21 protein-coding genes and 1 pseudogene are annotated in these 26,950 nt (G+C 74.6%); 16 read left to right on the top strand and 6 right to left on the bottom strand.

Annotated features, from left to right (window positions below; all coding sequences use genetic code 11):
• Positions 1 to 264 precede the first annotated feature (264 nt).
• The 3 genes from ACRAS8_RS23335 to ACRAS8_RS23325 form a co-directional block, all read right to left on the bottom strand.
• Positions 265 to 513, bottom strand: coding sequence for a hypothetical protein (locus tag ACRAS8_RS23335; RefSeq protein ID WP_438487946.1), 249 nt, complete (start codon positions 511 to 513; stop codon positions 265 to 267).
• A 95-nt stretch (positions 514 to 608) separates the two neighbouring features.
• A complete protein-coding gene (gene malQ, locus ACRAS8_RS23330) occupies positions 609 to 2,780 on the bottom strand; it encodes a 4-alpha-glucanotransferase (RefSeq protein ID WP_438487945.1) in 2,172 nt (723 codons plus the stop codon).
• Between the two features lie 6 nt (positions 2,781 to 2,786).
• Positions 2,787 to 3,047, bottom strand: coding sequence for a hypothetical protein (locus ACRAS8_RS23325; protein WP_438487944.1), 261 nt, complete (start codon positions 3,045 to 3,047; stop codon positions 2,787 to 2,789).
• A gap of 570 nt (positions 3,048 to 3,617) precedes the next feature.
• Between ACRAS8_RS23325 and ACRAS8_RS23320 the strand changes: the two genes are divergently transcribed.
• On the top strand, positions 3,618 to 6,575 hold the full coding sequence (locus ACRAS8_RS23320) for a beta-N-acetylglucosaminidase domain-containing protein (protein ID WP_438490574.1): 2,958 nt from the start codon (positions 3,618 to 3,620) through the stop codon (positions 6,573 to 6,575).
• 77 nt (positions 6,576 to 6,652) lie between these two features.
• On the opposite strand, the gene ACRAS8_RS23315 is transcribed toward ACRAS8_RS23320, so the two are convergent.
• The gene (locus ACRAS8_RS23315; RefSeq protein ID WP_018088296.1) at positions 6,653 to 7,189 is read right to left on the bottom strand and encodes an HNH endonuclease; all 537 of its coding nucleotides are present in this window, start codon (positions 7,187 to 7,189) and stop codon (positions 6,653 to 6,655) included.
• A gap of 290 nt (positions 7,190 to 7,479) precedes the next feature.
• On the opposite strand from ACRAS8_RS23315, the gene ACRAS8_RS23310 reads away from it, so the two are divergent.
• The 9 genes from ACRAS8_RS23310 to ACRAS8_RS23270 all read left to right on the top strand — a co-directional run bounded on the left by ACRAS8_RS23310 (position 7,480) and on the right by ACRAS8_RS23270 (position 16,888).
• Positions 7,480 to 8,568 (top strand): mechanosensitive ion channel family protein, encoded by a 1,089-nt coding sequence (locus ACRAS8_RS23310; RefSeq protein WP_438487943.1) that lies wholly within the window; start codon positions 7,480 to 7,482, stop codon positions 8,566 to 8,568.
• A gap of 147 nt (positions 8,569 to 8,715) precedes the next feature.
• A complete protein-coding gene (locus ACRAS8_RS23305; RefSeq protein ID WP_438487942.1) occupies positions 8,716 to 9,054 on the top strand; it encodes a hypothetical protein in 339 nt (112 codons plus the stop codon).
• A 364-nt stretch (positions 9,055 to 9,418) separates the two neighbouring features.
• Positions 9,419 to 10,588 carry an ROK family protein gene (locus ACRAS8_RS23300; RefSeq protein WP_438487941.1) on the top strand — a complete coding sequence of 390 codons (1,170 nt, stop codon included), beginning with the start codon at positions 9,419 to 9,421 and terminating at the stop codon, positions 10,586 to 10,588.
• 123 nt (positions 10,589 to 10,711) lie between these two features.
• A complete protein-coding gene (locus ACRAS8_RS23295; RefSeq protein ID WP_438490573.1) occupies positions 10,712 to 12,118 on the top strand; it encodes an ABC transporter substrate-binding protein in 1,407 nt (468 codons plus the stop codon).
• A 9-nt stretch (positions 12,119 to 12,127) separates the two neighbouring features.
• A complete protein-coding gene (locus tag ACRAS8_RS23290) occupies positions 12,128 to 13,084 on the top strand; it encodes a carbohydrate ABC transporter permease (protein ID WP_438487940.1) in 957 nt (318 codons plus the stop codon).
• 62 nt (positions 13,085 to 13,146) lie between these two features.
• Entirely contained in the window at positions 13,147 to 14,052 is a 906-nt protein-coding gene (locus ACRAS8_RS23285) for a carbohydrate ABC transporter permease (protein WP_438487939.1), read from the top strand.
• 8 nt (positions 14,053 to 14,060) lie between these two features.
• Positions 14,061 to 15,434, top strand: a complete 1,374-nt coding sequence (locus ACRAS8_RS23280) for a 6-phospho-beta-glucosidase (RefSeq protein WP_438487938.1) — start codon at positions 14,061 to 14,063, stop codon at positions 15,432 to 15,434.
• Positions 15,425 to 16,417 carry an N-acetylglucosamine kinase gene (locus tag ACRAS8_RS23275; RefSeq protein WP_438487937.1) on the top strand — a complete coding sequence of 331 codons (993 nt, stop codon included), beginning with the start codon at positions 15,425 to 15,427 and terminating at the stop codon, positions 16,415 to 16,417. The genes ACRAS8_RS23280 and ACRAS8_RS23275 overlap by 10 nt, the downstream gene beginning before the upstream one ends.
• Before the next feature lie 186 nt (positions 16,418 to 16,603).
• On the top strand, positions 16,604 to 16,888 hold the full coding sequence (locus ACRAS8_RS23270; protein ID WP_438487936.1) for a hypothetical protein: 285 nt from the start codon (positions 16,604 to 16,606) through the stop codon (positions 16,886 to 16,888).
• Between the two features lie 61 nt (positions 16,889 to 16,949).
• On the opposite strand, the pseudogene ACRAS8_RS23265 reads toward ACRAS8_RS23270, so the two are convergent.
• Together ACRAS8_RS23265 and ACRAS8_RS23260 are read right to left on the bottom strand one after the other, a co-directional pair.
• Positions 16,950 to 17,241 (bottom strand): annotated as a pseudogene (locus tag ACRAS8_RS23265) (hypothetical protein); the annotation flags it as partial.
• A 96-nt stretch (positions 17,242 to 17,337) separates the two neighbouring features.
• Positions 17,338 to 17,643: a hypothetical protein gene (locus ACRAS8_RS23260; protein ID WP_438487935.1), complete on the bottom strand. Its 306-nt coding sequence runs from the start codon at positions 17,641 to 17,643 to the stop codon at positions 17,338 to 17,340.
• 468 nt (positions 17,644 to 18,111) lie between these two features.
• Here ACRAS8_RS23260 and ACRAS8_RS23255 point away from each other — a divergent pair, with 468 nt between their 5' ends.
• The 6 genes from ACRAS8_RS23255 (at position 18,112) to ACRAS8_RS23230 (ending at position 26,944) form a co-directional block, all read left to right on the top strand.
• A complete protein-coding gene (locus tag ACRAS8_RS23255; RefSeq protein ID WP_438487934.1) occupies positions 18,112 to 19,509 on the top strand; it encodes a hypothetical protein in 1,398 nt (465 codons plus the stop codon).
• Between the two features lie 14 nt (positions 19,510 to 19,523).
• The gene (locus ACRAS8_RS23250; protein ID WP_438487933.1) at positions 19,524 to 20,531 is read left to right on the top strand and encodes a glutamate ABC transporter substrate-binding protein; all 1,008 of its coding nucleotides are present in this window, start codon (positions 19,524 to 19,526) and stop codon (positions 20,529 to 20,531) included.
• 210 nt (positions 20,532 to 20,741) lie between these two features.
• Complete coding sequence (locus ACRAS8_RS23245; RefSeq protein WP_438487932.1) at positions 20,742 to 22,037, top strand: hypothetical protein; 1,296 nt, start codon at positions 20,742 to 20,744, stop codon at positions 22,035 to 22,037.
• Complete coding sequence (locus ACRAS8_RS23240) at positions 22,034 to 24,631, top strand: tetratricopeptide repeat protein (RefSeq protein WP_438487931.1); 2,598 nt, start codon at positions 22,034 to 22,036, stop codon at positions 24,629 to 24,631. Before ACRAS8_RS23245 ends, ACRAS8_RS23240 begins: the two co-directional genes overlap by 4 nt.
• Position 24,632: 1 nt before the next feature.
• On the top strand, positions 24,633 to 26,003 hold the full coding sequence (locus ACRAS8_RS23235; RefSeq protein WP_438487930.1) for a protein phosphatase 2C domain-containing protein: 1,371 nt from the start codon (positions 24,633 to 24,635) through the stop codon (positions 26,001 to 26,003).
• A gap of 98 nt (positions 26,004 to 26,101) precedes the next feature.
• Positions 26,102 to 26,944 (top strand): hypothetical protein, encoded by an 843-nt coding sequence (locus ACRAS8_RS23230; RefSeq protein ID WP_438487929.1) that lies wholly within the window; start codon positions 26,102 to 26,104, stop codon positions 26,942 to 26,944.
• Positions 26,945 to 26,950 lie beyond the last annotated feature (6 nt).

Here is a 26,950-nt window from a genome sequence, read left to right as displayed (position 1 = left end):
TCATCGTAGGTACGCTCCGGTTAAACATCTCCCCAAGGGGCATTTGCCCGGAAAGTCCCAACTGGCGCCCTGTGTCCGGCCTTTCGTGATCGTTTGCTCGTCGGCCCGCGCATGCGAACTCGTCGGCCCGCGCAGACGACCTCGTTGGCCCGTGCATGCGAAAAGGGGCGCCCACCGGTCCGGGAAGAACCGGTGGGCGCCCCTGTGAAGGCGTCCGCGTCGTGGTCGCGGGCAGCGGGCGGGCGGGCCCGCGCAGGGCTGGGGTCAGCCCTTGGACCGGGCCTGCTTGCGGGACTTGTCCGCCGCGATGACCAGTCCGGCGATGACCAGGAAGAGCACGATCGGCGCGGCGACGTAGAGGCCGAGCGTCTGGATCACGCTCAGGCCCGGACCCGGGTCGTCACCGTCGTCGCGGGTGAGCGCAAACGCGGGGGACGACATCAGCAGCATCAGCGCGGTGCCGGCGGTGACGGTTCCGGCGCGCAGGGCGGTGTTCTTGACCTTGTTGCTCACCCGTTCAACGTAGCGGACGGTGCTCCGCCCCGCGCGTCCGGGGTGGGGCGAGCGGCATACCGGCAGGCCGGACGGCCCGCCGCGGTCGGCCGCGGTCAGTCCGCCAGGGCCGCCACCTCGCGCATCAGGGCGTGCAGCCGGGGCGAGGCGGTCAGTTCCTCCAGGGTGTGCGGGCGGCCGTCGGGGCCGGCGATGGGCAGGCGCCAGTTGGGGTATTCCTGCCAGGTGCCGGGGAGGTTCTGCGGGCGGCGGTCGCCGATGGCGTCCGGGAGCCAGATGCCGACCATCCGCGCCGGGGTGCGCAGCAGGAAGCGGTGGACGGCCTTGATCACCGCCTCCTCGTCGCCGGCGCCCTCCGGCAGCAGGCCGTGGTGGGACAGCGCGCCGAGCCATTCGCGGAGCTCGTGGGCGGCCCGGGAGCGCTCCTGTGCCGCCGGGCCGGTGAGCAGGCCGAGGCGGGCGCGCAGGGCGACGTCGGCGCCGCTGAACCGGGCGGCGGTGGGCGGCAGGTCATGGGTGGTGACGGTGGCGAGGCAGCCGGCGCGCCACTCGGCGGGGGCCAGGATCCGGGCCTCCTCGGCGACGGCCGCCGCCGGCCCCGGGCCGTCCCCGTCCGCCGCCGTTCCCGCGTCGCCCGGCCCGTCCCCGTCGGCCCCGGAGCCGTTGCCGTAGTCCCGTTCGAACCACAGGACGGAGGTGCCGAGGACGCCGCGCTCCGCGAGGGCCTCGCGGACGCCGGGCTCGACGGTGCCCAGATCCTCGCCGATCACGGCGGCGCCGGCCCGGTGGGCCTCCAGGGCGAGCACCGAGAGCATCGCCTCGCCGTCGTAGCGGACGTAGGCGCCCTCGGTCGGCGGCCGGCCCTCGGGGACCCACCAGAGCCGGAACAGGCCCATCACGTGGTCGATGCGGAGCGCGCCGGCGTGCCGGAGCAGGCCGCGCAGCAGGTCGCGGTAGGGGGCGTAGCCGGCGGCGGCCAGGGCGTCCGGGCGCCAGGGCGGCAGACCCCAGTCCTGGCCGCGGGAGTTGAAGGCGTCCGGCGGCGCCCCGACGGACATCCCGGCGGCGAAAGCGCCCTGCTGGGCCCAGGTGTCGGCGCCGGAGGGGTGGACGCCGACGGCGAGGTCGTGGACGAGGCCGACGGCCATCCCGGCCTCGCGGGCGGCGCGTTGGGCGGCGGCGAGCTGCTGGTCGGTGAACCACGCGAGGCGGGAGTGGAAGTCGATGCGGTCCAGCAGGCGGTGGCGGACCCGGGCGGTCTCCGGGGAGCGGGGGTCGCGCAGGCCGGCCGGCCAGCCGCGCCAGTCGGGGCCGTGCCGTTCGGCGAGCGCGCACCAGGTGGCGTGGTCGTCCAGGGCCGAGCCCTGCTCGGCGAGGAAGTCGCAGTACGCGGCGCGGCGGCCGGGGCCGAGCGGGACGGCGCAGAGCAGCTCCAGGGCGCGGCGCTTGAGGTCCCAGACGGCGTCCCGGTCGATCAGTCCGCCGCGGTCGAGGACGTCGTCGCGCAACTCCCGTGCTCGGGCGGCCAGTTCGCCGGCCCGGGCGCGGGCGTCGCCGGCCAGGTGGGCGTACTCGGGGATCAGCTCGATCCGCAGGTGGACGGGGTCGGGGAAGCGGCGCGAGGAGGGGCGGTAGGGGGAGGGGTCGGTGGGCGGGCCGGGGACCGCCGCGTGCAGGGGGTTGAGCTGGACGAAGCCGGTGCCCAGGGTGCGGCCGGACCAGGCGGCGAGGTCGGCGAGGTCCCCGAGGTCGCCCATGCCCCAGGAGTGGCGGGAGAGCAGGGAGTAGAGCTGGACGAGGAAGCCGTGGCTGCGGCCGGGCGGGGCGGGCACGGTGCCGGGCGCGACGATCAGGTGGGCCCGGCCGGTGCGGCCGTCGGGGGCGGCGGCGCGGAGGTCGTGGACACCGAGGGGGAGGCCGGCGAGCGCGGCCGGGTCCCGGGCGCCGCCGTGCGGGGTGCCGTCCCGTACTTCCGCGCCGACGCGTGCGCCGTCCTCGGTGCGGACGCTCAGGACGGTGCCGTCGGGAAGGCCGTGCAGGCGCGGCGGGCGGCCGGCGCGGGCGGTGACGGTGGGCGGCAGCAGGGCGCGGCCGGTCTCCTCATGGGCGGCCAGGGCGGCGCGGACGGCCTCGGGGGTGGAGGCGTCGACGCCCAGTGCGGCGAGCACGGCGACGACGGTGCCCTCGGGGACGTGGACGGTGCGGCCCGGTGCGGGCTCGTAGGACGTGGCGACGCCGTGGAGCCGGGCGAGCCGGGCGCGGCCCATGGCGGCTCAGACCTCCATCGACTCCGTGCCCAGTCCGGTGGCCGTCGGTTCGCTGGTCAGCGGGAGTTCGGCGGTGATGGGGACCTCGCTGGTGAGCGGGGCGCTGTCGGCGAGCGGGGGCTCGCTGGTGAGCGGCGGCTCGGTGAAGCTGAACGAGCCGGAGCCCTCCAGGCCGGAGTCGGGGCCGGAGACCCCGTCGAAGAGCCCGGACTCGCCGCCGGGTTTCGCGGCCAGGGCGTCGAGGAGCAACTGAGCGGATGCGGCCACGAGGGGCCTCCCGTTCATCGGTAGTGGGACACGTCTGCCCTACCCAGTCGACACGGCCGCAGACGTCTTCACCCAGCAAACGTGAGTCACGTCACAATACGACCCGGACCGGCGATTTCGCGGCGGGGAGCGCCGCACGGCGCAGAGAACGGCGCGCGACGGGCCTCCGCGACGCAATTCCTGCGGTCACGAAGCGGTCGCCACCCGGCCGGACTTGGGGACGAAAGGGACGTTCCGACGGGGGGCCGGGGGCGCGCCCGAGGCCCGGTTGACACCCTCACCGCGACAATGGTGGGCTCACGGCCGAAGGTCTGTCCGAACTGGACCGAGGGGTGGCGACACCCCCGGTTCCGCACCGCGCGCATCACGACCACCACCCGCACCGCGGCTCCCGTCCGCCGGTCGGGCCCCCTGGCGCGCGGGGCGGGCGCGACGGCCGGACGACGGGACACACAGGGGGAGCCGGCGGAAGCCGGTGAGCACGAGAGACGGGGACGAGGAGCGACCGTGCGAATCCGGGGCGTATGGAGCGGAAGAGCCGGTACGGGCAGGGGCGGCGGCCGGGCGCGGGTGGCGGGCACCACCGCGCTGGCCGCGGCCGTCATAGGAGGACTGCTCGGCGGCGCACCGGCCGCCCAGGCGGCCCCCGCGGAGCCCGCCGCCGGCACTCCCGACCAGCCCGGCCGGCCGGCCGACGCGGGCACCCCGCCCGCGGTCTGGCCGCGCCCCCAGTCGATGCGGCAGCTCGGCGCGGCGGTGCCGCTCGGCCCGACGGCGGTACTGGTGGCCGCGCCCGACACCGACCCGTACACGCTCGACGTGCTGCGCGGGCTGCTGCGGGAGGCCGGGGTGCGCACCGTGCGGCAGGCCGCGCCCGGCGACCGGCTGCCCGCGGACGGGCCGGTGCTGCTGGCCGGCGGGCCGCCCGCGGACGACGCCCTGCGGGCGCTGCGGGTGCCGGCCCGCGGCGATCTGCCGTCCGGCGGCTACCGCCTGGCCGTGGGCCAGGTCGCCGGCCGGGACACCGTCGCGCTGGACGGCGTCGGCCCGGACGGTCTCTTCCACGCCGCGCAGACCCTGCGCCAGCTGGTCACCGAAGACCAGGACGGGGGCCGGCAGCTGGCCTCCGTGGCCGTCCGGGACTGGCCGGCCACCGGGGTGCGCGGCACCACCGAGGGCTTCTACGGGCAGCCGTGGAGCCGCGCGCAGCGGCTGGCCCAGCTGGACTTCATGGGCCGCACCAAGCAGAACCAGTACCTCTACGCCCCGGGCGACGACCCGTACCGGCAGGCGCGGTGGCGCGAACCGTACCCGGCCGAACAGCGGGCGGACTTCCGGGCGCTGGCCGAACGGGCCCGCGCCAACCACGTCACCCTCGGCTGGGCGGTGGCGCCCGGCCAGGCGATGTGCCTGTCCTCCGAGGACGACCTGCGGGCGCTGCGCCGCAAGGTGGACGCGATGTGGGCGCTGGGGGTGCGCTCCTTCCAGCTGCAGTTCCAGGACGTCAGCTACAGCGAGTGGCACTGCGCGGCCGACGCGGAGACCTTCGGGACCGGGCCGCAGGCCGCCGCCAAGGCGCAGGCCGGGGTCGCCAACGCGCTGGCCCGGCACCTCGCCGAGCGGTACCCAGGCGCCGCGCCGCTGTCCCTGATGCCGACCGAGTACTACCAGGACGGGGCCACCGCCTACCGCGGCGCGCTGGCCGCGGCGCTCAACGACCGGGTGACGGTGGCCTGGACGGGCGTCGGGGTGGTGCCGCGGACCATCACCGGCGGCGAACTGGCCGCCGCCCGCGCGGCGTTCCGCCACCCGCTGGTCACCATGGACAACTACCCCGTCAACGACTACGCCCGGGACCGGATCTTCCTCGGCCCCTACACCGGCCGCGAACCGGCCGTCGCCACCGGCTCGGCGGCACTGCTCGCCAACGCCATGGCGCAGCCGCTGGCGTCCCGGATCCCGCTGTTCACCGCCGCCGACTACGCCTGGAACCCACGCGACTACCGCCCCGCGCAGTCCTGGGCGGCGGCCGTCGACGACCTCGCCGGCGCCGACCCCGGGGCCCGTGCGGCGCTGCGCACGCTGGCCGGGAACACCGCGTCGTCACTGCTCGACGGCGAGGAGTCGGGGTACCTCCGGCCGCTGATCGACCGCTTCTGGCAGACCCGCGCGGCGGCCGTCAACGGCGGCCGGCCCGGGGACGACCCGGACTTCGCCAAGGCCGCGCAGGCGCTGCGGGCCGCGTTCCGCACCATGAGCGCCGCACCCCGGGGCCTGGCCTCCGACCTGCGGGCCGAAGTGGGGCCGTGGGCCGAGCAGTTGGCCCGCTTCGGCGACGCCGGGGCGCAGGCCGTGGACACCCTGCTGGCGCAGGCCCGGGACGACGGCGACGCGGCCTGGTCGGCACAGCGCGCGGTGCTGCGGCTGCGGACGCAGCTCGACGGCAGCCCGGCGACGGTCGGCAAGGGCGTCCTGGCGCCGTTCCTGGACCGTGCGATGACCGAGGCGGACGCCTGGACGGGGGCCCACGGCAAGGCCCCGGCACCGGACCGCGGCGACGGCCGCACGGCGCTGACCGTGCCCTTCCCGCGCGTGCGCCCGCTGGCCGCGGTCGGCGCGCTCACCGATCCGGGCCCGGCGGCCGGCGCGGTGTCCCTGGAGGCGCATGTGCCGGGGTCCGGCTGGCAGCGCCTGGGCCCGCTGTCGGCGACCGGCTGGACGGAGACCCGCACGGCCGGGCTGCGCGCCGACGCGGTGCGGCTGACCTGGGACGGCGGCACCCCGGCACCGTCCGTGCACGCGCTCACGCCGTGGTTCGACGACACCCCGCCGGCCGGCCTGGAACTGTCCCGGACCGAGACCGACGCCCAGACCGGCGGCCGGGCCGTGGTGGAGGCCCGGATCTCCTCCCGCCGCCCCGGCGAGGTGCACGGCCCGCTGACGGTCACCGCCCCCAAGGGCTTCACCGTCCACGCGCCGAAGGAGGTGACCGCCCCGCGGGGCGGCACCGCGCTCGTCCCGGTGACCGTGGACATCCCCAAGGACACCCCCTCCGGGACGTACGAGGTCCCGGTCGCCTTCGCCGGCCGGCAGCAGAAGCTGACCCTGCGGGTCTTCCCGCCCACCGGCGGCCCCGATCTGGCGCGCGGCGCCAACGCCTCCTCGTCAGGCGACGAGACCGACGACTTCCCGGCATCCGCGGCCACCGACGGCGACCCCAGGACCCGCTGGTCCTCCCCCGCCGAGGACGCCGCCTGGCTGCAGTTCACGCTGCCCCGCCCGACCCGGCTCGGCCTGGTGGTCCTGCACTGGCAGGACGCCTACGCGGCCGCCTACCGCGTCCAGGTCTCGTCCGACGGGCACACCTGGCGCACCGCCGCCACCGTCCGCGACGGCAAGGGCGGCAAGGAGGCGGTGCGGATGGACGCGAAGGACGCCCGCTACGTCCGTATCCAGGGCGACAAGCGGGCGACGCGGTTCGGCTACTCACTGTGGGGCGTGGAGGCGTACGCGGTGGCGGGCGGGTGACACGCCGTGGCGGGGGCCCCTCGGAACCCCCGCCACACCGGGACCGCCGTCCCGCATGACGCAGCAAAAACCCGGATCTACGCCGATACGGCATCGATCCGGGCCAACGCGTCGTCCGCGCCGTACGGCTGCAAGTAGGGCAGCCAGCGCGGGTCCCTATGCCCCGTGCCGATGATGCGCCAGGCCAGTCCGGACGGCGGGGCGGGCTGATGGCGCAGCCGCCAGCCGATCTCCGCGACATGGCGGTCGGCCTTGACGTGGTTGCAGCGCCGGCACGCGGCGACGACGTTCTCCCAGGTGTGCTGGCCGCCGCGGCTGCGCGGGATGACGTGGTCGACGCTGGTTGCGACGCCACCGCAGTACATACAACGCCCGCCGTCCCGGGCGAACAGCGCCCGTCGGGTCAGCGGGACGGGGCCCCGAAAGGGCACTCTCACAAACCGCTTCAAGCGAACCACGCTCGGAGCCGGTATGACACGGGTCGCGCTGTGCATCAGGGCGCCGGATTCCTCAAGGCTGACGGCCTTCTCATTGAGGACGAGGATGAGCGCGCGGCGGAGCGGTACGACGCCGAGCGGCTCGTACGACGCGTTGAGGACCAGGACATGCGGCACGGGTGCCTCCTTGTACGCCGGCGGCGCGTGGCTCGCGCCGGGACGATCTCCCCACAGTGTCCCCCGGTGCCTGGTCGGAGCGCCACCATGACCGGGTAACGGGCCGGAGGTGTTTTCGAGCACAGGGTCGCAGATCCCTCCAGATCCGGCTCATTCCACCCTTCCCGGAAGCTCCTTGATCGAACACAGGGGCGGACCGCCCGCGTTGCCCCGTTAGTGTGGTACGTCAGCCCGGCTTTCTCGGGTCCCAGAGCGGGCCGGGCCTGCTGTCCCTCACGGAAGGTTCCGCTGTGTACTGGTCCGCCCCGCCGGCCGCCGCCGCGCCCCTGCGCACCGCCGCGTCCGGCTCCACCGGTCCTAGCTCCCTCGACGAGGCCACCCAGAAGGCCACCAACGCCGCCGACTGGATACAGGCGAACTGGGGGACGTGGCTCACGTCCGGCCTGCAGATCGTCCTGATCATCGTGATCGCGGTGGTCCTGCGGCATGTGATACGCCGCACCATCACCAAGCTGATCGAGCGGATGAACCGCACCGCCGCTGCGGCCCAGCACACCGCGCTGGGCGGACTGCTGGTCAACGCCGAGCGGCGGCGGCAGCGTTCGGAGGCGATCGGCTCGGTGCTGCGCAGCGTCGCCTCGTTCGTGATCATGGGCACCGCCGCGCTGACCGTGCTCTCGGTGCTCCAGATCAACCTGGCGCCGCTGCTGGCCAGCGCCGGTGTGGCCGGTGTCGCGATCGGTTTCGGCGCCCGCAACCTCGTCACCGACTTCCTCTCCGGCGTCTTCATGATCCTGGAGGACCAGTACGGCGTCGGCGACGAGATCGACGCGGGCGTGGCCACCGGCACCGTCATCGAGGTCGGCCTGCGGGTCACCAAGCTGCGCGGCGCCAACGGCGCGATCTGGTACATCCGCAACGGCGAGGTCAAGCGGATCGGCAACCTCAGCCAGGGCTGGTCCACCGCGAGCGTGGACGTGCTGGTCGCCGCGGACCAGGACCTGGAGCGGGCCCGCACGGTGATCACCGACGCCGGCGAGGCGATGTCCAAGGCCGAGCCGTGGAACGAGCAGCTGTGGGAGCCGGTGCAGGTGCTGGGCCTGAGCGAGGTGTCGCTGGACACCGTCACGGTCAGCGTGTCGGCCAAGACCATGCCGGGCAAGGCGGCCGGCGTCGAGCGGGAACTGCGCTGGCGCATCAAGCACGCGCTGGACGCGGCGGGCATCCACCTCGCGCCGCGCCCGGCCGAGGAGGAGGACGAGACGGCGCCGGCCGACCCGTCCGCGGGGATCGCCGCCCCCTCGGTGCTCGGCAACCCGTCGTCGCCGCAGACCCAGGCGGCGACACCGATCCCGCCGCCACAGCTGGACAAGCAGTAGGGCCGCGCCCCCAGTGGGGCCACGGAGACGGACGACGAGGCGCATGTGACCCAGATCACATGCGCCTCTGTCATACGGGGCGCGGTCCCGCTTCGTGTCCTCGGTGTCGGCACCAACGACACCAAGGACGGAGAAGGAGACTTCACCATGAAGATCCGCAATCGCGTGGCCACGGGGGCCGTCGCTTCGGTTCTGATGCTCGGCAGCGCGGGGGTTCTGACCGCCGCGGCCCCCGCGTCCGCCGCGGCGCGGCCGCAGATCAAGAACGACCTCAACTGCACCACGACCACCGACGGACGCCGCGGCACCGCGGACTGCACCAACAACACCAACCGCACCATCGCCTTCCGGGCGACCGTGGTCTGCGGCTGGTGGCCCGACCAGACCGGCCCGTGGCGGACCCTGAACCCGGGCGCCCGGGACCACTCCGAGGCCACCTGCGACGGCGGCACCGGCGTCGGCAGCGTGGGCTGGGAAGAGGGCTGAGGCCCGGCGAAACACAGGACGGGGGATCGAAGAACCCAGAGAACACGGGGGACACGGGGGACACGGGGGACCACTGAGGGGCGCACCGGCCGACCGCCGGGCGCCCCTCTTTGCCTGCCCGGCCGCACCCGGCCCACCCCCGGGCGAGCGAAACCTCCGCCCGGCCCATTGACGCGCGCCCGACGGCCGCCCTACCTTCCTTCCAACAATTGGAAGGTTTCCTAACAGACGCCTTCCGGTTGGCTTCAGGCCGCTTCCGGTCGACGTCCGACCGGCTTCCGCACGGAACACGGGGTGGGCAGCAGTCATGGCCGCAGCAGGACCAGGACAGGGAACGCCGGGCACACCGAGGGTGCTGCGGGCGATGAACGACCGGGCCGCACTGGACCTGCTGGTCTCCCAGGGCCCCCTGACCCGCACCCAGATCGGCGAACTGACGGGGCTGTCCAAGCCGACCGCCTCCCAGCTGCTCGCCCGGCTCACCGCGGCCGGACTCGTCCGGACCACCGGCAACGTCACCGGCCGGCCGGGCCCCAACGCCCAGCTGTACGAGGTGAATCCGGCCGCCGCACACGTCGCCGCGCTCGCCGTGGACCAGCTGGGCATCACCGCGGCCGTCGCCGACATCACCGGACGGGTGCTCGGCGAGGAACGGATCAGCACCGAGGAACGGATCGGCACCGAGGCGGCCCCCGAGGACACGGCCGCCGAGGACGCCACCGCACGGACCGCCCGGCTGGTGGCGCGGGCCGTCGACGGGGCGCTGGCCAAGGCCGGACTGACGCGTGCGGCGCTGCACCGCGCGGTGATCGGCACCCCCGGCGCCCTGGACCCGCAGACCGGCCTGCTCCGGTACGCCCCCCACCTGCCCGGCTGGCAGTCGCGGACGCTGAAGGAGGAACTGGCCGAGGCCCTCGGCGTCCCCCTCGTCATCGAGAACGACGTGAACCTGGCCGCCGTGGCCGAGCAACACGACGGCGCCGCCCAGGACTTCGACGACTTCGTGCTGGTGTGGGTCGACGAGGGCGTGGGCGCCGCGATCGTGCTGGACGGGCGGCTGCTGCGCGGGGCCACCGGCGGCGCCGGCGAGATCGGCTACATGCCGCTGCCCGGCGCCCCGCCGGCCCGGGACGGTGACCGCGGCGCCGCCCGGCCGGACGCGGGCGGCGGCTTCCAACGGCTGGTCGGCGCGCCCAGCGTGCTCGCCCTCGCCCGGGCCGTCGGCGCCCCGGAGGTCCGCACCGTCGCCGAGGCGCTGGCCCGGGACGCCGTACGGACCGAGGTCGCACGGCGGCTGGCGACCGGCCTGGCCGCGGTGGTCGCGGTGGTCGACCCCCGGCTCGTGGTGCTCTCCGGCGAGGTGCCGCAGGCCGGCGGGGAGGCGCTGCGGGCCCTGGTCGAGGCGGAGTTCACCGGGCTCGCGCTGCCCCGCCCGGAGATCCGCATCAGCGACATCGCGGGCAACCCCATCCTCACCGGCGCGCTGCGCACGGCACTGGCCGAGGCCCGCGACGTGGTCTTCGACACCGGGTGAGCCCGCCGGCCCGGGCCCGTCCGGTGCGTCCGACCGGCCCGGCGGCCGCCACGGCCGGGAGCCCGCCCGGGCGCCCGGGAACCCCCGCGACGTAAGGAAGTCCGCATGCCGCTCGTGCCGTTCATGCCGCTCCCCCGCCCGGGTGCCCGACCGCGACCGCACGGCCGCCCGCGTCCCCGCGCCCGCCGCCGTGGCCGGACCGGCCGGCCGGCGGCGCTGCCCGTGGCGCTGGCCGCCGCCGGGCTGCTCGCCGCCGGCTGCGCCCACCCCGCCGTCGGCAGCGACCGCGACGACCCCACCCGGCCGGTCACCCTCACCTTCTGGCACGGCTGGTCCGACCCCGGCGAGGTCAAGGCCATCGACGACAGCATCGCGCGGTTCGAGAAACGCCACCCCAACATCACCGTGAAGGCCGTCGGGAACGTCACCGACGCCACCATGAACCAGGCGCTGCGGGCCGGCGGCAGCGACGCACCCGACGTGGTGTCGTCGTTCACCACCCACAACGTCGGCCAGTACTGCTCCTCCGGAATGTGGGCGGACCTCGACCCCTTTCTGCGCAAGAGCGGCGTGGTGAAGGAAAAGGTCTTCCCCCGACCCCTGCTCTCCTACACGCAGTACCGCGGCCGGCAGTGCGCACTGCCGCTGCTCGCCGACACCTACGGGCTGTACTACAACAAGGACGCCTTCCGGAAAGCCGGCATCACCCGGCCGCCGCGCACCATGTCGGAGCTGAAACGGGACGCCGGGAAACTCACCCGGCGCACCGAGGACGGCGGATACCGACAGGTCGGCTTCATGCCGGACTTCCGGCTCTACCAGAACAGCCCGGACCGGCTGTTCGCACAGTGGGGCCCACGCTATTTCGACCGGAACGGAAAGGCGCGGCTCGCCGCAGAACCGTCGACCCGGGACTTCTTCACCACCCAGCGCGAACTCCTCGACGCCCAGGGCGGATACGGCCCGCTGGAAAGGTTCCGCACCACGTTCGGCGACGAGATGTCGGCACAGAACGCCTTTCTGCGGCAGAAGGTGGCCATGCACATGGACGGTGAATGGCGCGGCCTGATGCTCAGGAAGGCGAAGGCGCCGTTCGACTGGGGCGTGGCGCCGATGCCGGTGCCCGACGACCGCGCCGGCACCTACGGCCGGGGCTATCTCACCGGCACCGTCGCCGGTATCGCGCACAGCAGCCGGCACCAGAACGCGGCCTGGGAACTGGTGAAATTCCTGACCGTCGACACCGACCAGGTGGTCGCCTTCGCCAACGCCCTCCACAACGTCCCGTCCACCAACGCCGCCCTCGTTTCCCCCCGGTTGGACGCCGATCCGGAATTCCGTACCTTCCTCGGCATCGTCCGCAATCCGCACAGCACCGCACTGCCCCCGTCCGACAACGGCGACATGTACGTCACCTCGCTCCAGGACTTCTCCTACGCCGTGGAAGCCGGAAAGGTCCCCGATCTCGACGCCGGACTGCGCGCACTCGACGCCCGGATCGACGCCGACAACCTCCAGTCCGAGAACTGACGGAGCCCCATGGCAGCCACCGCCTCCCGCACGCCGGCGCTGCGGCGCAAACACCTCCGCGCACGCCTGCGCATCCTGGGATTCCTCTCCCCCTGGCTCGTCGGATTCTCGGTCTTCTTCGGCTACCCGCTGATCGCCACCGGCTACTTCTCCTTCATGCACTACAACCAGATCGAGCAGCCCGCTTTCGTGGGCCTGCGGAACTGGAAATACGTACTGACCCAGATGCCGCTGTTCGGGCCGGCGCTGTGGAACACGCTCTGGCTGGTCGTGGTGATGGTGGCGCTGCGCGTCGTCTTCGGACTGGGCATCGGGCTGCTCGTCACCAAGGTGAAAGCCGGTGCCGGATTCTTCCGCACCGCGTTCTATCTGCCGTATCTGGCACCGCCGGTGGCCGCCACCGTCGCCTTCGTCTTCCTGCTCAACCCGGCCACCGGGCCCGTCAACGAGATCCTCGGTGCGGCCGGCATCCCCGGCCCGCAGTGGTTCAACGACCCGGCCTGGGCCAAGCCGTCGCTGGTCCTGCTGTCCCTGTGGGGCATCGGCGACCTGATGGTGATCTTCATGGCGGCGCTGCTGGACGTCCCGAAGGAGCAGTACGAGGCCGCCGAGCTGGACGGGGCCGGCGCCTGGGCGAGGTTCCGCTATGTGACCTGGCCGTCGATCACCCCGATCGTGCTGTTCGCGGTGGTCACCGGCGTCGTGCAGACCATGCAGTACTACACCCAGGCACTGGTCGCCGGGAAGCTCGCCTCCGGCGTCTCCCTCGGCCCCGGCACCGTCATCCAGCCCGGCTACCCGGACCACTCCACCCTGACCGTGCCGCAGCTCATCTACTCGCTGGGTTTCCAGAACTTCAACACCGGCGCCGCCTGCGCCCTGTCGCTGGTGCTGTTCGCCCTCGCCATGGCCGTCACCACCCTGCTGCTGCGCAAGCGCACCGGCCTGCTCCCGGCGGAGGACTGACCGTCGCCATGACGGAGGACCGAACCGAGGGCCGAACCGACGTGACGGAGGACCGAACCGACATGACCACCACGACGCTCACCCGGCGCCCCGCCCGCGCCCGCACACCCGGCACCACCGGCGCCCCGGCCGCCCGCGCCCGCCGCAGACGGCTGCTGCACTGGATCGCCGTGCACGCGGTGGCCGTCGCCGCCGCCCTGTTCTTCCTCCTCCCCTTCGTCTTCGTCTTCCTGACCTCCGTCATGAACGACGACCAGGCGATGAGCGGCGAACTGTGGCCGCACGAATGGAACTGGTCCAACTACGCCGCCGTGTTCACCACCCCCGGCTTCCTCGGCTGGTGGCGGAACTCGCTGCTCTACGCGGGCCTGGGCACCCTCTTCACGGTCTGCTCGGCGATCCCGGTCGCCTATGCGCTGGCCCGCTTCCGCTTCCGCGGCCGCCGCACGGCGATGCTGCTCGTCCTCGCCACGATGATGCTGCCGCCCCAGGTCGTCGTCATCCCGATGTACCTGGTGTGGGCGCAGCAGCTGCATCTGACCGGATCGGTCTGGCCGCTGATCATCCCGATGGCGTTCGGCGACGCCTACTCGATCTTCCTGCTCCGCCAGTTCCTGCTGACGATCCCTCAGGAATATGTGGAGTCCGCGAAGGTCGACGGCTGCGGCGAACTCCGCACCCTGCTGCGGATCATCGTCCCGATGGCCCGCCCCGGCATCGCCGCCGTCGCCCTCTTCCAGTTCTTCTTCTGCTGGAACGACTACTTCGGGCCGCAGATCTACACCGCGCAGAACCCGGCCGCCTGGACCCTCTCCTACGGCCTGGAGTCCTTCAAGAGCGCGCACAACGTCAACTGGAACCTCACCATGGCCGCGACGGTACTGGTCATGGCCCCCGTCATTCTCGTCTTCTTCTTCGCACAGAGGGCCTTCGTCGAAGGCGTCACACTCACCGGAGTGAAGGGCTGAAATCGCTCATGCTGGCAACGTCCGGGGGCCGCCCCCCGCACTCCCCCGTCAAGATCGCCGTGGTCGGCGGCGGCTCGACCTACACCCCCGAACTCATCGACGGCTTCGCGCGGTTGCGGAACGTGCTGCCGGTCGGCGAACTCGTCCTGATCGACCCGGCCACCGAGCGGCTGGAGCTGATCGGCGGACTGGCCCGCCGGATCTTCGCCCGGCAGGGCCACCCGGGCCGGATCACCTGGACCGACGACCTGGACGCCGGCCTCGACGGCGCGGACGCCGTCCTCCTCCAGCTCCGGGTCGGCGGGCAGGCGGCCCGCAACCAGGACGAGACCTGGCCGCTGGAGTGCGGCTGCGTGGGCCAGGAGACCACCGGCGCGGGCGGCCTCGCCAAGGCACTGCGCACCGTCCCGGTCGTCCTGGACATCGCCGAACGGGTCCGCCGCCGCTGCCCGGACGCCTGGATCGTGGACTTCACCAACCCGGTGGGCATCGTCACCCGGGCCCTGCTCACCCACGGGCACAAGGCCGTCGGGCTGTGCAACGTGGCCATCGGCTTCCAGCGGAAGTTCGCCGGGCTGCTCGGCGTGGCCCCCGGACGCGTCGAGCTGGAGCACATCGGCCTCAACCACCTCACCTGGGAACGGGCCGTCCGCGTCGACGGCCAGGACGTCCTGCCCCGCCTCCTCGCCGAGCACGGCGACGCCCTCGCCGCGGACCTCCGCATGCCCCGCGCGCTCCTCGACCACCTGGGCGTCGTCCCCTCGTACTACCTGCGCTACTACTACCAGCACGACGCGGTGGTGGCGGAGCTGCGCACCAAGCCCTCCCGCGCCGCCGAGGTCGCCGCCCTCGAACGCCAACTCCTCGACCTCTACGCCGACCCGGCCCTGGCCGAGAAACCCACCCTCCTCTCCCGCCGCGGCGGCGCCTACTACTCCGAGGCAGCGGCCGCCCTGACGTCGTCGTTGCTGGGGGGCGGGGGCGGGGGCGGCGTGACGGCTGCGGGCGGTGGCGAGCAGACGGCCGGCGACGTGCAGTCGTTCGCTGACGTGCAGCCGGTCGGTGACGTGCAGGTCGTCAACACCCTCAACAACGGGACGCTGCCGTTCCTGCCGGACGATGCGGTGATCGAGGTGCCGGCGGCGGTCGGCTCCCGGGGGGCCTCCCCCCTCCCCCTCCGCCCCCTCGCCCCCCTCTTCGCCGGGCTCGTCGCCCATGTCACGGCCTACGAGCACCTGGCGCTGGACGCGGCCCTCAAAGGCGGCCGCGACCGGGTCTTCTCCGCACTCCTCGCACACCCCCTCATCGGCCAGATCGACCACGCGGACCGGCTCGCCGACGCACTGATCGCACACAACCGGGAGCACCTCACGTGGGCCTGACCGGCACGGCGCTCGCCGTCGACGCGGGCAACAGCAAGACCGACGTGGTGCTCGTCGCCACCGACGGCAGGGTCCTCGGCCGGGCCCGCGGCGGCGGCTTCCCGCCGCATGTGGTCGGCCCCGCCCGGGCCGTGGACGTGCTCGCCCCCCTGATCGCCGAGGCCCGGCGCCAGGCCGGACTGCCCGCCGACGGCCCGGCCGCCCATCTCTCCGCCTTCCTCGCCAACGCCGACCTCCCCGTCGAAGTGACCCGCCTGACCACAGAGATCGCCACCCGCGGCTGGGCGGACACCGTCACCGTCCGCAACGACACCTTCGCTCTGCTCCGCACCGGACTCCCGGACGGCGCCGAGCAGTTGGGCGTCGCCGTGGTCTGCGGCGCCGGCATCAACTGCGTCGGCGTCGGCCGCGACGGTGCCACCGCCCGCTTCCCGGCCGTCGGACGGATCTCCGGCGACTGGGGCGGCGGCTCCTTCCTCGCCGACGAGGCCCTGTGGCACGCGGCCCGCGCCGAGGACGGCCGCGGCGCACCGAGCGAACTCGCCCGCGCGCTACCGGCCCACTTCGGCCTGACGACCATGGCGGAACTGATCGAAGCCCTGCACCTGCACCGGATCCCGGTCGACCGCCGGCACGAACTGTCCCCCCTTCTCTTCGCCGTCGCGGCGGACGGCGACACCGTCGCCCGCTCCCTCGTGGCCCGTCAGGCGGAGGAGATCGCCCTGATGGCCTCCGTCGCCCTCCAGCGCCTCGGCCTCCTCACCGAACCGACCCCGGTCATCCTCGGCGGCGGCATCCTCGCCGCCCGGCACCCCCTTCTCCAGGACCACGTCACCGAACTCCTCGCCGCCCGGGCGCCGAAGGCCGTCCCGCACCTCGTCACCGCGCCCCCGGTCCTCGGCGCCGCCCTGGACGCCCTGGACCGGGCAACCCCCAGACCGCCCCACCGGGCCTACGCACGCCTGCGGGCTGCATGGACGTAAGGGACGAAGGTGTCCGCCTCCGCCCGGACCGCGACCAGCGGCCCAGGGCCTGTCCAACGGATCTTTGATCAGTATGGTCGTGGGACCATGAAGGCTCTGATCTTGCTGTTCGCTGCGGTTGTCGTTTTCGTCATGCCAACCTCCCTGGTTTGGCTGCTGGGGCGGCGAGCGAGAGTCCCTCCCTGGATGCTGATCGTGTTCTTGCTGGCCGGGTGGCTGACAGTGTTCGTCGGCTGGACCCTCTCGCAGCGCGCGCAGCCGGGCCTGTTCCCCGAGACGTCGCCCTGCTACGGCATGCGCGGCACTCCCGTCTCGCAGTATTTCCCGCCCGACTCGTTCTGCCGCCACGCAGACGGGGAGTTGCGGACGGTCAATGGGCCGAACGCCAAGCTCGTGTTCTGGACCACCGCCAACACCACCTTGGCCATGGCGATTGCCGCCGCCTTTGCCCGGCGTCGTCAACGAACTTGATCGCGCTCGCCTCGTCAAAGGCGACCCGGGCCCCGACCGCCCCTATGGTCAGGTAGCCGGGTCACGCCGATGCGATCCGGCTACCGTCGCTCGGAGGTCGAGCCGGGCGAAGCCAGAGGCGGATCGAGGCGACGGTGACGGTGAGGGTGCCGTGGAAGACGTAGGCGCGCTTGTCGAACCTCATGGCCACGGCCCGGAAGTTCTTCAACGCGTTTATCGTCCGCTCCACTTCGTTCCTGCGCTTGTAGATCGTCTCGTCGAAGCCGGCGGGCGGCCGCAGCTGCGGGGGCGTCGCCCCATTGGCCCGGGTTGATCAGCAGGGCCAGGGGACGGCATCCGCCCTCACCGGAGATCCGCCGGACAGGCCCTGGCGGCCTCCGCCGCTCGGTCCGCGCGCGCCCGGTCACCGACCCGGCCACCGCCCGTCCGAGCCCCCGGCCGCAGGCGGCTCACCCCACCTGTACGCAGTTGCCTCTGCGGGTCTCGGTGCGTTCGCCCGGGGCGAGGACGAGGGCGGGCGGGGGCGGGGAATGGTCGCTTTCCGTGATGATGGTGATGGGTCGGTCGGTGTCGTTGACGATGGGAGTGAGGGCTCCGTCGGGTGCGTGGAGGAGGGGGTAGGTGCCGGTCGGATTGATGTAGGTCGTGCTGCCGATGGTGAGGAATCCGCTGGCCGGGGCGGCGGGAACGGGGGTGCTGGAGGCCCTGGTGGTGGCCTTGGCGAGAGGGGACAGGAGTTGGTTGATGCGGCGCATGACGTCGTTACCTCCGTTGGTTTCGTTGCTTCCGTTGGTTTCGTTGGTTTCGTTGGTTCTGTCGCGTCTATTGCGTCTGTTGCTTCTTGCTTCTGTTGCTTCGAGGGTTGGCTGGAGGGCCGACCTTTCGTCACTCAGCGTAGTCGGAGAGGGGTGGGGTCGTCAGCGGCGCGCAGGAGTGCGGCGGGGGTGCGAGGGGGAGAGTGCGCGCCCTGGGCGGCCGGCGGGGAACCAGGGGCGGCGGGCGGGCGTGATGACGGGTGGTGGGGCGCCGACGGGAGGCCGTGGGAGGGCCGCGGAGGGTTTGGCGTTCCGAACAAGATCGGGTCAAGTCCGGTGTGCTGACCGGGCGATGCGGACATACTGACGGCCGTGCGCCTCGTGCCCGCGGGCGCCGGGCGCCGGGCGCGGGACCGGCCCGCAGTCAGCGACCCAGGGGGTGGTTCGTCGGTGTCCTCGGTGTCGTCAATGTCCTCGGTTTCCTCTGTGCCGTCCGCCGCGCGCCGGCGCACCGCGTGGGCCGAGGGCGTGGACCGGCTGCGGGCGGCCGCGACGACCGAGCCGGGGCGGCTGCGCGCCCTCGGTGCGGTGCTGGCGCTGCTGGTCGTGGTGTTCGGGGCGGCCACCGCCTGGCAGGTGACGGACCGGTCGCGGGCCGCCGACGACGTGGTGCTGCGCAGTCAGCCGCTGACCGCGGACGCGGCGAGCGTCTACCGCTCGCTGGCGGACGCCGACACCACGGCCGCCGGCGGGTTCCTGGCGGGCGGCACGGAGTCCCCGGCGACCCGGACGCGCTACGAGCAGGACCTGGCGACCGCGTCGCGACTGCTGGTGAAGGCGGCGGCGCAGGCGCGGGTGCCGGGCCCGGAGGGCGGGCGGGCGGATCCGGCCGGGAGGCAGATCGCCCGGCTGAACACCCTGCTGCCGCGGTACACCGGGCTGATCGAGACGGCCCGTACCAACAACCGGCAGGGGCTGCCCCTGGGCGGCGCCTATCTGCGGTACGCCAACGAGCGGATGCGGACGGAACTCCTCCCGGCGGCCCGGGCGTTGTACGACGCGGAGCGACAGCGGCTCGCCGTCGACCTGCGGCGGGCCACCGCGCGGCCGTGGTGGGCGCTGGCCGCGGCGGTGGCGGCGCTGGCCGCTCTGGTGTGGGCGCAGTTCCGGCACTACCGCCGCACCAACCGGGTGTTCAGCCGCGGTCTGCTGGCGGCGACGGCGGCCTCGGTGGCGGTGCTGCTGTGGCTGGTGGCGGCGCACGTCGTGGCGCGGGCCGGGCTGACCGACGCGTATGCGCACGGCGCCCGGTCGCTGCAGGTGCTCAACACCGCCCGGATCGACGCCCTGCGGGCGCGGGCGGACGAGAATCTGACGCTGGTGGCGCGCGGCGCGGTGCTGACCGCCGACCAGAAGGACTTCTACGAGGTCGACTTCCAGGCGAAGATGGGGCGGCTGGCGGGCCCGGCGGACGGTCCGGGCCCGGTGGGCGGCGCGGGGGAGCTGGGGCGGGCGCTGGTGCTGGCGGGCGACGAGGCGGGGCGGCGGCCGGTGCGGGACGCGGTGGCGGCCCTGGGGCAGTGGCGGGTCCGGCACGCCGCGGCGCGGGCGGCGGACGACCGGGGCGACTACCACCGGGCGCTGGCGCAGGTGATCGGCGGGGACGGCTCGACGGGCGCGTCGTTCGACCGGGTCGACACGGGGCTGGGGCGGGCGCTCGTCCATGAGCAGGCGCGGTTCCGGTCGGCGGCGGAGCGCGGGCGGGCGGCGTTCGGCCTGCTGGCCGTGGGCGCCGGGGTGTTGGCCGTCGTGGCCGCGGTCGCGGCGGTGCTGGGGATCGGGCGCAGGCTGTCGGAGTACCGGTGAGGAGGTCAGGGGAGATGGGGACGCGCGGGCGGGGGCTGCGGAATCTGCGGGCCGTCCTGGCGCCGGTCGTGACGGGCATGGCCGTGATGGCGGCGACCGCGACGGTGCTGGTGCCCGCGCTGGGCCATGGGGCGCGTCCGGAGGGCCCGGGCCCGGTGGCGACGCACCGCGCGTACGGGCCCGGGACGCCGCACGCGACGCCGGCCGCGGCGCGGTGCACGCCGGGCACCGCGGCGGAGAGCCTGCGGCCCTCGCCCGTCGACGGTCCGGCGGTGGAGAGGATCAAGGAGAAGGGCCAACTGGTCGTCGGGGTGGACCAGAACACCTACCGGTGGGGGTACCGCGACCGGGACACCGGCCGGCTGGAGGGCTTCGACATCGACCTGGCGCGGGCGATCGCCCGGGACATCCTGGGGCCGGACGCCAAGGTCGTCTTCCAGGCGGTGCCGACCAACCAGCGGATCCCGGCGGTGCGGCAGCGCACGGTGGACATGGTGGTGCGGACGATGACGATCAACTGCGCGCGCAAGGAGCGGGTGGCGTTCTCGACGGCGTACTTCCAGGCGGGGCAGCAGGTGCTGGCGCCGAAGGAGTCGCCGATCACGGCGTTCGACGACTCGCTGCGCGGCAGGCGGGTGTGCACCGCGGCGGGTTCGACGGGCGAGGCGGAGCTGGCGCGGCGCAACCACGGCGCGCGGGTGCTGACCGCGCCCAACCAGCTGGACTGCCTGGTGCGGCTCCAGTTGGGCGAGGCGGACGCGGTGGTCACCGACAGTGCGCTGGCGGCGGCGCAGGCGGCGCAGGACCCGACGGTGGAGCTGAAGGGCCGGCCGTTCACCGACGAGTCGTACGGGGTGGCGATGAACAGGGACGACCCGGATCTGGTGCGCCGGGTCAACAAGGTCCTGGACGACTACCGCAGCGGCGGGGACGGCAGTGCCTGGATGCGGGCGTACCGCAAGTGGCTGCAGGCCGATCTGCCCGGCATATCGGGGCCGCCCGCGCCGGAGTACGGCGACTGAGGGCGGCCGGGCGAGCGGGGTCTCGTCTCACGGGGTGCCCCGCTCGAAGGGGAGGGGTACGGAGCCGGGAGCCTGTGGACAGTGCGCCACGGGGCGCCGGATGGGTTCACTATGGAGGGGCTGGAGCGGGGGACGAGGGAGCCGAAAGACCCGGCAGGCGACGCCGGGAGCGCCAACCGCCGTGCATGGTACGCGTATTGGAGAGGTGATATGGGGGTCCCTGGACCCTTCCCCGGCTCGGCGGGAAGGCCCGATGTCCCGGCTCTGGACCGGGAGGAGGTGGACCGCGCGCTGGCGCGGCTCGGCGCGGAGTACGAGGCGATCGAGACGTCGCTGCTGGCGTTGCAGGACCATGCCGGCCGCCGGCTTCTGGAGGGCGCCGAGCTGTCGGGCGTCAGCAAGGAGCGGTGGGCCGAGACGGAGCGGTCCCTGGCGGTGCTGTGGTCGCTGTTCGACGCCTATACGGACGTGTTGACGGCCGCCCGGGAGCTGCGGGCGCGGCGCCGCTGGCCGTCCGCCGAGGAGCTGGCGGAACTGTCCGGACTGCTGCACGGCTGCGAGGTGACGGTCCCGGCCGCGGCGGGCGGCGCCCCGGAGCGGATCGGGCTGGCGGAGCTGGTGGACCGGCTGAACGGGCTGTACGCGCGGTCGCTGGACGTCATCGTGGCGGCGGACGCGGTGTGGTCGGCGCTGCCAGCCCGGATAGACCTGCTGGCCGAGGAGTTGCGGCGGACGCGCTCCCTGGCGCATTCGGTGGGGGTGCGTCCGGGGGAGCATCCGGCCGGTGACGATCTGGAGCGGATCACCGAGGAGCTGACGCGGCTGCGGGCCCGGGTGATCGCCGATCCGCTGGCGTTCTGGGTGTCGTCGGGGGCGGGCAGCGCGGCGCCGGGCGGGGGCCGGCCGGACACCGCCCGCTACGACCGGGCGGCGCGGGCGCTGGAGGACATCCGGCGCGAGGTGGCGGCGGTGCTGGACGTGCGACAGGACGCGGAGCGGCGGCTGATGCTGCTGCGCGACGTGCTGTCGCGGGCGGACCGGACGCTGACCGAGGCGCGGCAGGCGCGGGGCGAGGTGCTGGCGAAGATCGCCGCGTCGGAGGTGCCGGCGGTCAGCGGCCCGTCGACGGCGCTGCACGAGCAGTTGGCGGCGGCCGCGGAGTACCGCCGCCGGTCGCAGTGGCACCGCTTGTCGCCGCTGCTGGACAGCCTGGAGGAGCGGGCGGAGGACGAACTCCAGCGGGCCCGGGCGTCGTTGACGGCGGTGACCGCGCCGCTGGCCGTCCGCGCCGAGCTGCGCGGCCGGCTGGACGCGTACCGGGCGCGGGTGGCGCGGCACGGTCTGGCGGAGGATCCGGTGCTGATGGAGCGCTATGACGTGGCGCGCCGGATGCTGTGGAGCGCGCCGTGCGATCTGCGGGCGGCGGAGCAGGCGGTGTGGCGCTATCAGGAGGCGGCGGCGGAGGCGATGGTTCCGCAGCCGCGGGACGGCAGGGCGGAGCCGTGACGGAGCGGGACGGGGGGCGCTGCCAGCGCCGGGAGTGCGACGGGCGATACGAAGACGTCAGCGACGCCGGCGACGGGGAGTTGTACTGCGACGCGTGCGGGCTGGCGCCGGTGGTGTCGGCCGAGGGGCTGCTGTCGGCGACCGCGACGGTGCTGACGCGACGGGTGGACGCGGACGCGGGCGGTGCGACGGTCGCGGCGCCGCCGCCGACCGGTGCCCGCGGGCGGCGGACGGCCGGGACGCACGTCCCGGGGCAGCGGGCCGGCGGCCGGTCCGGGAGCGGGCCGGACGGCCGGACGCCGCCGGTGGTGCGCGGCAGCGGCCGGGGAGCCGGCGACCCGGCCCCGGGGCCCGGGGGCGGTTCCGGTGCGTCGCGGGGGCGGCTGGGCGCCGGGCTGGTGGCGGTGCCGCAGGTGCCGGGGCGCGATCCGAGGTCGGCGGTGCTGGCGCGTCCGGAGGTGCCGGAACGGAAGCGGTTCTGCAGCCGGGGCGAGTGCGGGGCGCCGGTGGGGCGGGGCCGGGACGGCCGGCCGGGCCCTGCGGAGGGCTTCTGCACCAAGTGCGGCCATCCGTACAGCTTCGTACCGAAGTTGCGGGCCGGGGAGCTGGTGCACGGCCAGTACGAGGTCGCGGGATGCCTGGCGCACGGCGGGCTGGGCTGGATCTATCTGGCGCGGGACCGGGCGGTCGACGACCGGTGGGTGGTGCTCAAGGGCCTGCTGGACACCGGCGACGAGGAGGCGCTGGCGGCGGCGGTGTCCGAGCGGCGGTTCCTCGCCGCGATCGAGCACCCCAACATCGTGCGGATCTACAACTTCGTGGAGCATCTGGACCGTTCGACGGGCAGCCGGGACGGCTACATCGTCATGGAGTACGTCGACGGCACCTCCCTGAAGGACCTCGCCAACGAGCGGCGCACGCCCCAGGGGCGGCGCGACCCGATGCCGGTGGAGCAGGCGTGCGCGTACGGCATCGAGGCGCTGGAGGCGCTCGGCCATCTGCACGGCCGGGGGTTGCTCTACTGCGACTTCAAGGTCGACAACGCCCTCCAGCAGCACGACCGGCTGAAGCTGATCGACCTGGGCGCGGTACGGCGCATGGACGACCACGAGAGCCCCCTGTACGGCACGATCGGCTACCAGGCGCCGGAGGTCGCCGAGGTGGGCCCGTCGGTCGCCTCCGACCTCTACACCGTCGCCCGCACCCTCGCCGTCCTCACCTTCGACTTCCAGGGCTTCACCAACGTCTTCGCGGACTGCCTGCCGGATCCGGAGCACATCGAGGTGTTCCGCGCCTACGAGTCGTTCTACCGGCTGCTGGTGCGGGCCACCGATCCGGATCCGGGCCGGCGCTTCGGGTCGGCGGAGGAGATGGCCGAGCAGCTGACGGGGGTGCTGCGGGAGGTGGCGGCGCTCCGTACGGGCGAGCCGCGGCCGGCGCACTCCACCCTGTTCGGGCCCGAACTGCGGGTGGTGGGCACGGAGTTGCTGGGGCCGCCGGCCGGTGACGCCTCGCTGCTGGGCGGGCGGCACAGCGGCCGGCGGGCGGCGGCACCGGGGCCGGTGCGGGCGGGCGGCGGCCCGGAGCTGCGGCCCCTGGACGTGACCGCGGCGGCGCTGGCGCTGCCGGTGCCGCAGGCGGACCCGGGCGACCCCAACGCCGGGTTCCTGGCGGGTCTGCACGCCGCGACGCCGGCGGAGCTGCTGGCCGCCCTGCGCGCGGCGCCCGCCGACTCCCCGGAGCTGCGGCTGCGGACGCTGCGCGCCCGGCTGGAACTGGGCGAGACCGCGGCCGCCTTAGAGGACGACGGGACGGGACGGCCGGTATCCGGGCGGAGGCCGGACGGGGAACCCGGCGGCGGATGGGCGACGGACAGGGCCCCGGACGACTGGCGGGTGGTCTGGCACCGCGGACTGGCGGCGCTGGCGGCCGGCGACCGGGAGGGCGCCGCGCTGGCCTTCGACGCGGTCTACGACGCCTTCCCCGGTGAGCCCGCGCCGAAGCTGGCGCTGGGCATCAGCGCCGAACTCCTCGGCCAGTGGGAGAACGCCGCGGAGTACTACCGCCTCGTCTGGGCGACCGACCGCGGGTATGTGAGCGCCGCGTTCGGGCTGGCCCGGGTGCGGCTGGCGGCCGGCGACCGGGCGGGTGCGGTGGCGGCGCTGGAATCCGTACCGGAGGCATCCATTCACCACACCGCGGCCCGGATCGCGGCGGTCCGGGCCCGGCTGCGGCAGCGCTCGCCCCGGGAGCCGCTGCTGCCGGAGCTGCGGGCCGCCGCCCAACAGGTCGAGGCGCTGGCCGACTTCGGCCTGGACGACCGGCGCCGGGAGCTCCTGGCCACCGAAGTACTGGGCACCGCCCTGGACTGGGTACTCTCCGGGAGCCACGGCGACGGGCCCGGGGCGCCGGGCGGCGGGGAGCCGGCCGGTGCGGCGGGGGCGATGCTGCTCGGCAGTCCGCTGGACGAGCGCGGGCTGCGGTTCGGGCTGGAGCGCTCGTACCGCCTGCTGGCGCGGCTCGCGCGGCGTGGCGAGGAAAGGATCGAGCTGGTGGAGCGGGCCAACCGCTTCCGCCCCAGGACATGGGTGTGACATGGGTGTGACTGGGCCGTCCCGCTGCCGGAACTGCGGTGAGCCGCTCGCCGCGAGGGACAACTACTGCGGGCGGTGCGGCGCCGATCCCCTGATGTCGGGCGGCCACGGCCTGCCCTCGGGACTCGCGGCGCCCCCGGCGGTGTACGGGGCGGCGCCGGCGGGGCCGCCGCCGCCCGACCCCACGACCCGTCTCGCGTACGGGGATCACGGGGACGCGGTGGTGCCGTCGGCCGGGTCCGCCGTCCGGCCGGCCGACCCGCGGGTGGTCGGCTACGAGGCGGTCGCCGACGCCGCCGCCGGCGCCGGGGCGCGGCCCGAAGCGGAAGCCCCGGCAGCCGCGCAGGACGAGGCCGCCGCCGGCACGGAAGCGGAGCCCGCGGCGGGCACCGTGACGGACGCCGGGACGGCCGTCCTTCCGGGGCCCGCCGCGGACGCCGGGGAGCCGGGCGGAACGGTCTTCGACGCGCCCGCGGGGTCCACCACCACACCCCCCGTGACCGGAAGCGGAACCTCCCCGGACACCCCCGTCCGACCCGAACGCGACCATCTGGAGCGGGAGTTGCCGGGCGTCGCCGCGGTCAGCGACATCGGCCACCGGCACCACCGCAACGAGGACTTCTTCGCGCTGGCCGGCACCGCCCTGCCGGACGGCGCGCCGGCGGTGATCGCGGTGGTCTGCGACGGGGTCTCCTCGGCCACCCGCCCGGACGACGCCTCCCGGATCGCCGCCGAACGGGCCGCCGGGGCGCTGCGGATGGCGCTGCCGCGCGGCGCCCACCCGCAGCAGGCCATGCACGACGCGGTGCTGGCGGCCTCGACGGCGGTCGACGCGCTGGCCGCCGACCCGTCGCTGGCGCACGACGAGTTCCGCCAGCAGAACGCCCCGGCCTGCACCTTCGTCGGCGCCCTGGTCGGCGGGGGGCTGCTGACCATCGGCTGGGTCGGCGACAGCCGGGCGTACTGGATCCCCGACGACCGCACCGCGCCACCGGTCCGGCTCACCGAGGACGACTCCTGGGCGGCCCAGATGGTCGCCAACAACCTGATGACGGAGGCCGAGGCCAACGCCGACGAGCGGGCGCACGCCATCACCGGCTGGCTCGGCGCGGACGCGTACGAGGTCGAACCGCACATCGCGGCATTCCGGCCGGACGGGCCGGGCACGGTGGTGGTGTGCACCGACGGGCTGTGGAACTACGCCGAGCGGGCCGAGGCGATGGCCGCGGTGCTGCCGCCGGACGCGCCGGCCCGGCCGCTGGACGCCGCGCGGGAGCTGGTCGGCCACGCCCTGGCCGGCGGCGGGCACGACAACGTAACGGTCGCGGTGGTCCGTTTCCCGGCGCCCGCGGACGGGGCAGGATCGGTCTGAGCCCGCAACCGCACGCGCCGGACCCGGCCACCACCCACCGGGCCGTCCGACCCGCCGGTGGACCGGCCGGCGACGGCCGCAAGGAGCGGACGTAACCCATGGCCAACCTCGCCAAGTCGCGCGTGCCGCGCTTCACCGCCGAGGTGCACCACAACCCCTTCCTCCCCGAGGGCGGGCGCGGGCTGCACGCCGTCGTCACCGTCACCGCGACCGGGGGCGGTTCGACCGGCGGGCGGCCGGTGCCCGGGCCGCGGCCGGAGGGAAGCGTTCCGGTGGCGGGCGCCGCGGGCCCCGGCCCGGCGGCCGGCGTCGTCCTGCGGGTGCGGACGCCGCTGGGCGCCGAGGTCGGGTTCCTGCGCCAAGTGGCGCCCACCGCCGAGGACCTGACCGGGCACCGAAGAGCGTCGGGGCCGCGCTCGGGCGACTACCCGACCGGCCCCTGGGGCGACGAGTCCCGCGACTACCACCTCTTCCTCCGCGTCCCGGATCCCGGGCTCGGCCGGGAGATGCTGGCCGCGCGGCTCTCGGTGCTGCTGCCGGCACCGGACGGGGCCGCGCCCCGGGTCGTCGCGCAGGGCCTCGTCCGCGCCGTGTGGACGGACGATCCGGCCGCCGCCGTACGGATCGACCCACACGTGGCGCACCACACAGGACGGTCCGAACTGGCACAGGTCATCCAGCGGGGACTGGATGCGGCGAAGTGGGGAGATGCCGCCCGCGCGGTGTCCGAACTGCGCCGCGCGACCGGGCTCGCCGCCGGCCTGGGAAGCGGGGACACTGCGAAACTCCTTGCGAAGGTGGTGGGCGACGCCGATCCCGCGACCGGTACTGTGCGACAGGCGGCGCGGGCGGCCGAGGCCGGACGGGAGAACTCCCGGACGGCGCCCGGACCCCGCGCGACGCCCGGAGAAACCGCAATGAACGAGCACGTTCAGAACTGATCAGTA

Origin of the sequence: Streptomyces sp. S186 (genome assembly GCF_051603415.1) — a bacterium.
GTDB lineage: Bacteria > Actinomycetota > Actinomycetes > Streptomycetales > Streptomycetaceae > Streptomyces.
Note: the sequence above shows the minus strand (reverse complement) of the source record. Positions and strands in the feature narration are given on the sequence as shown.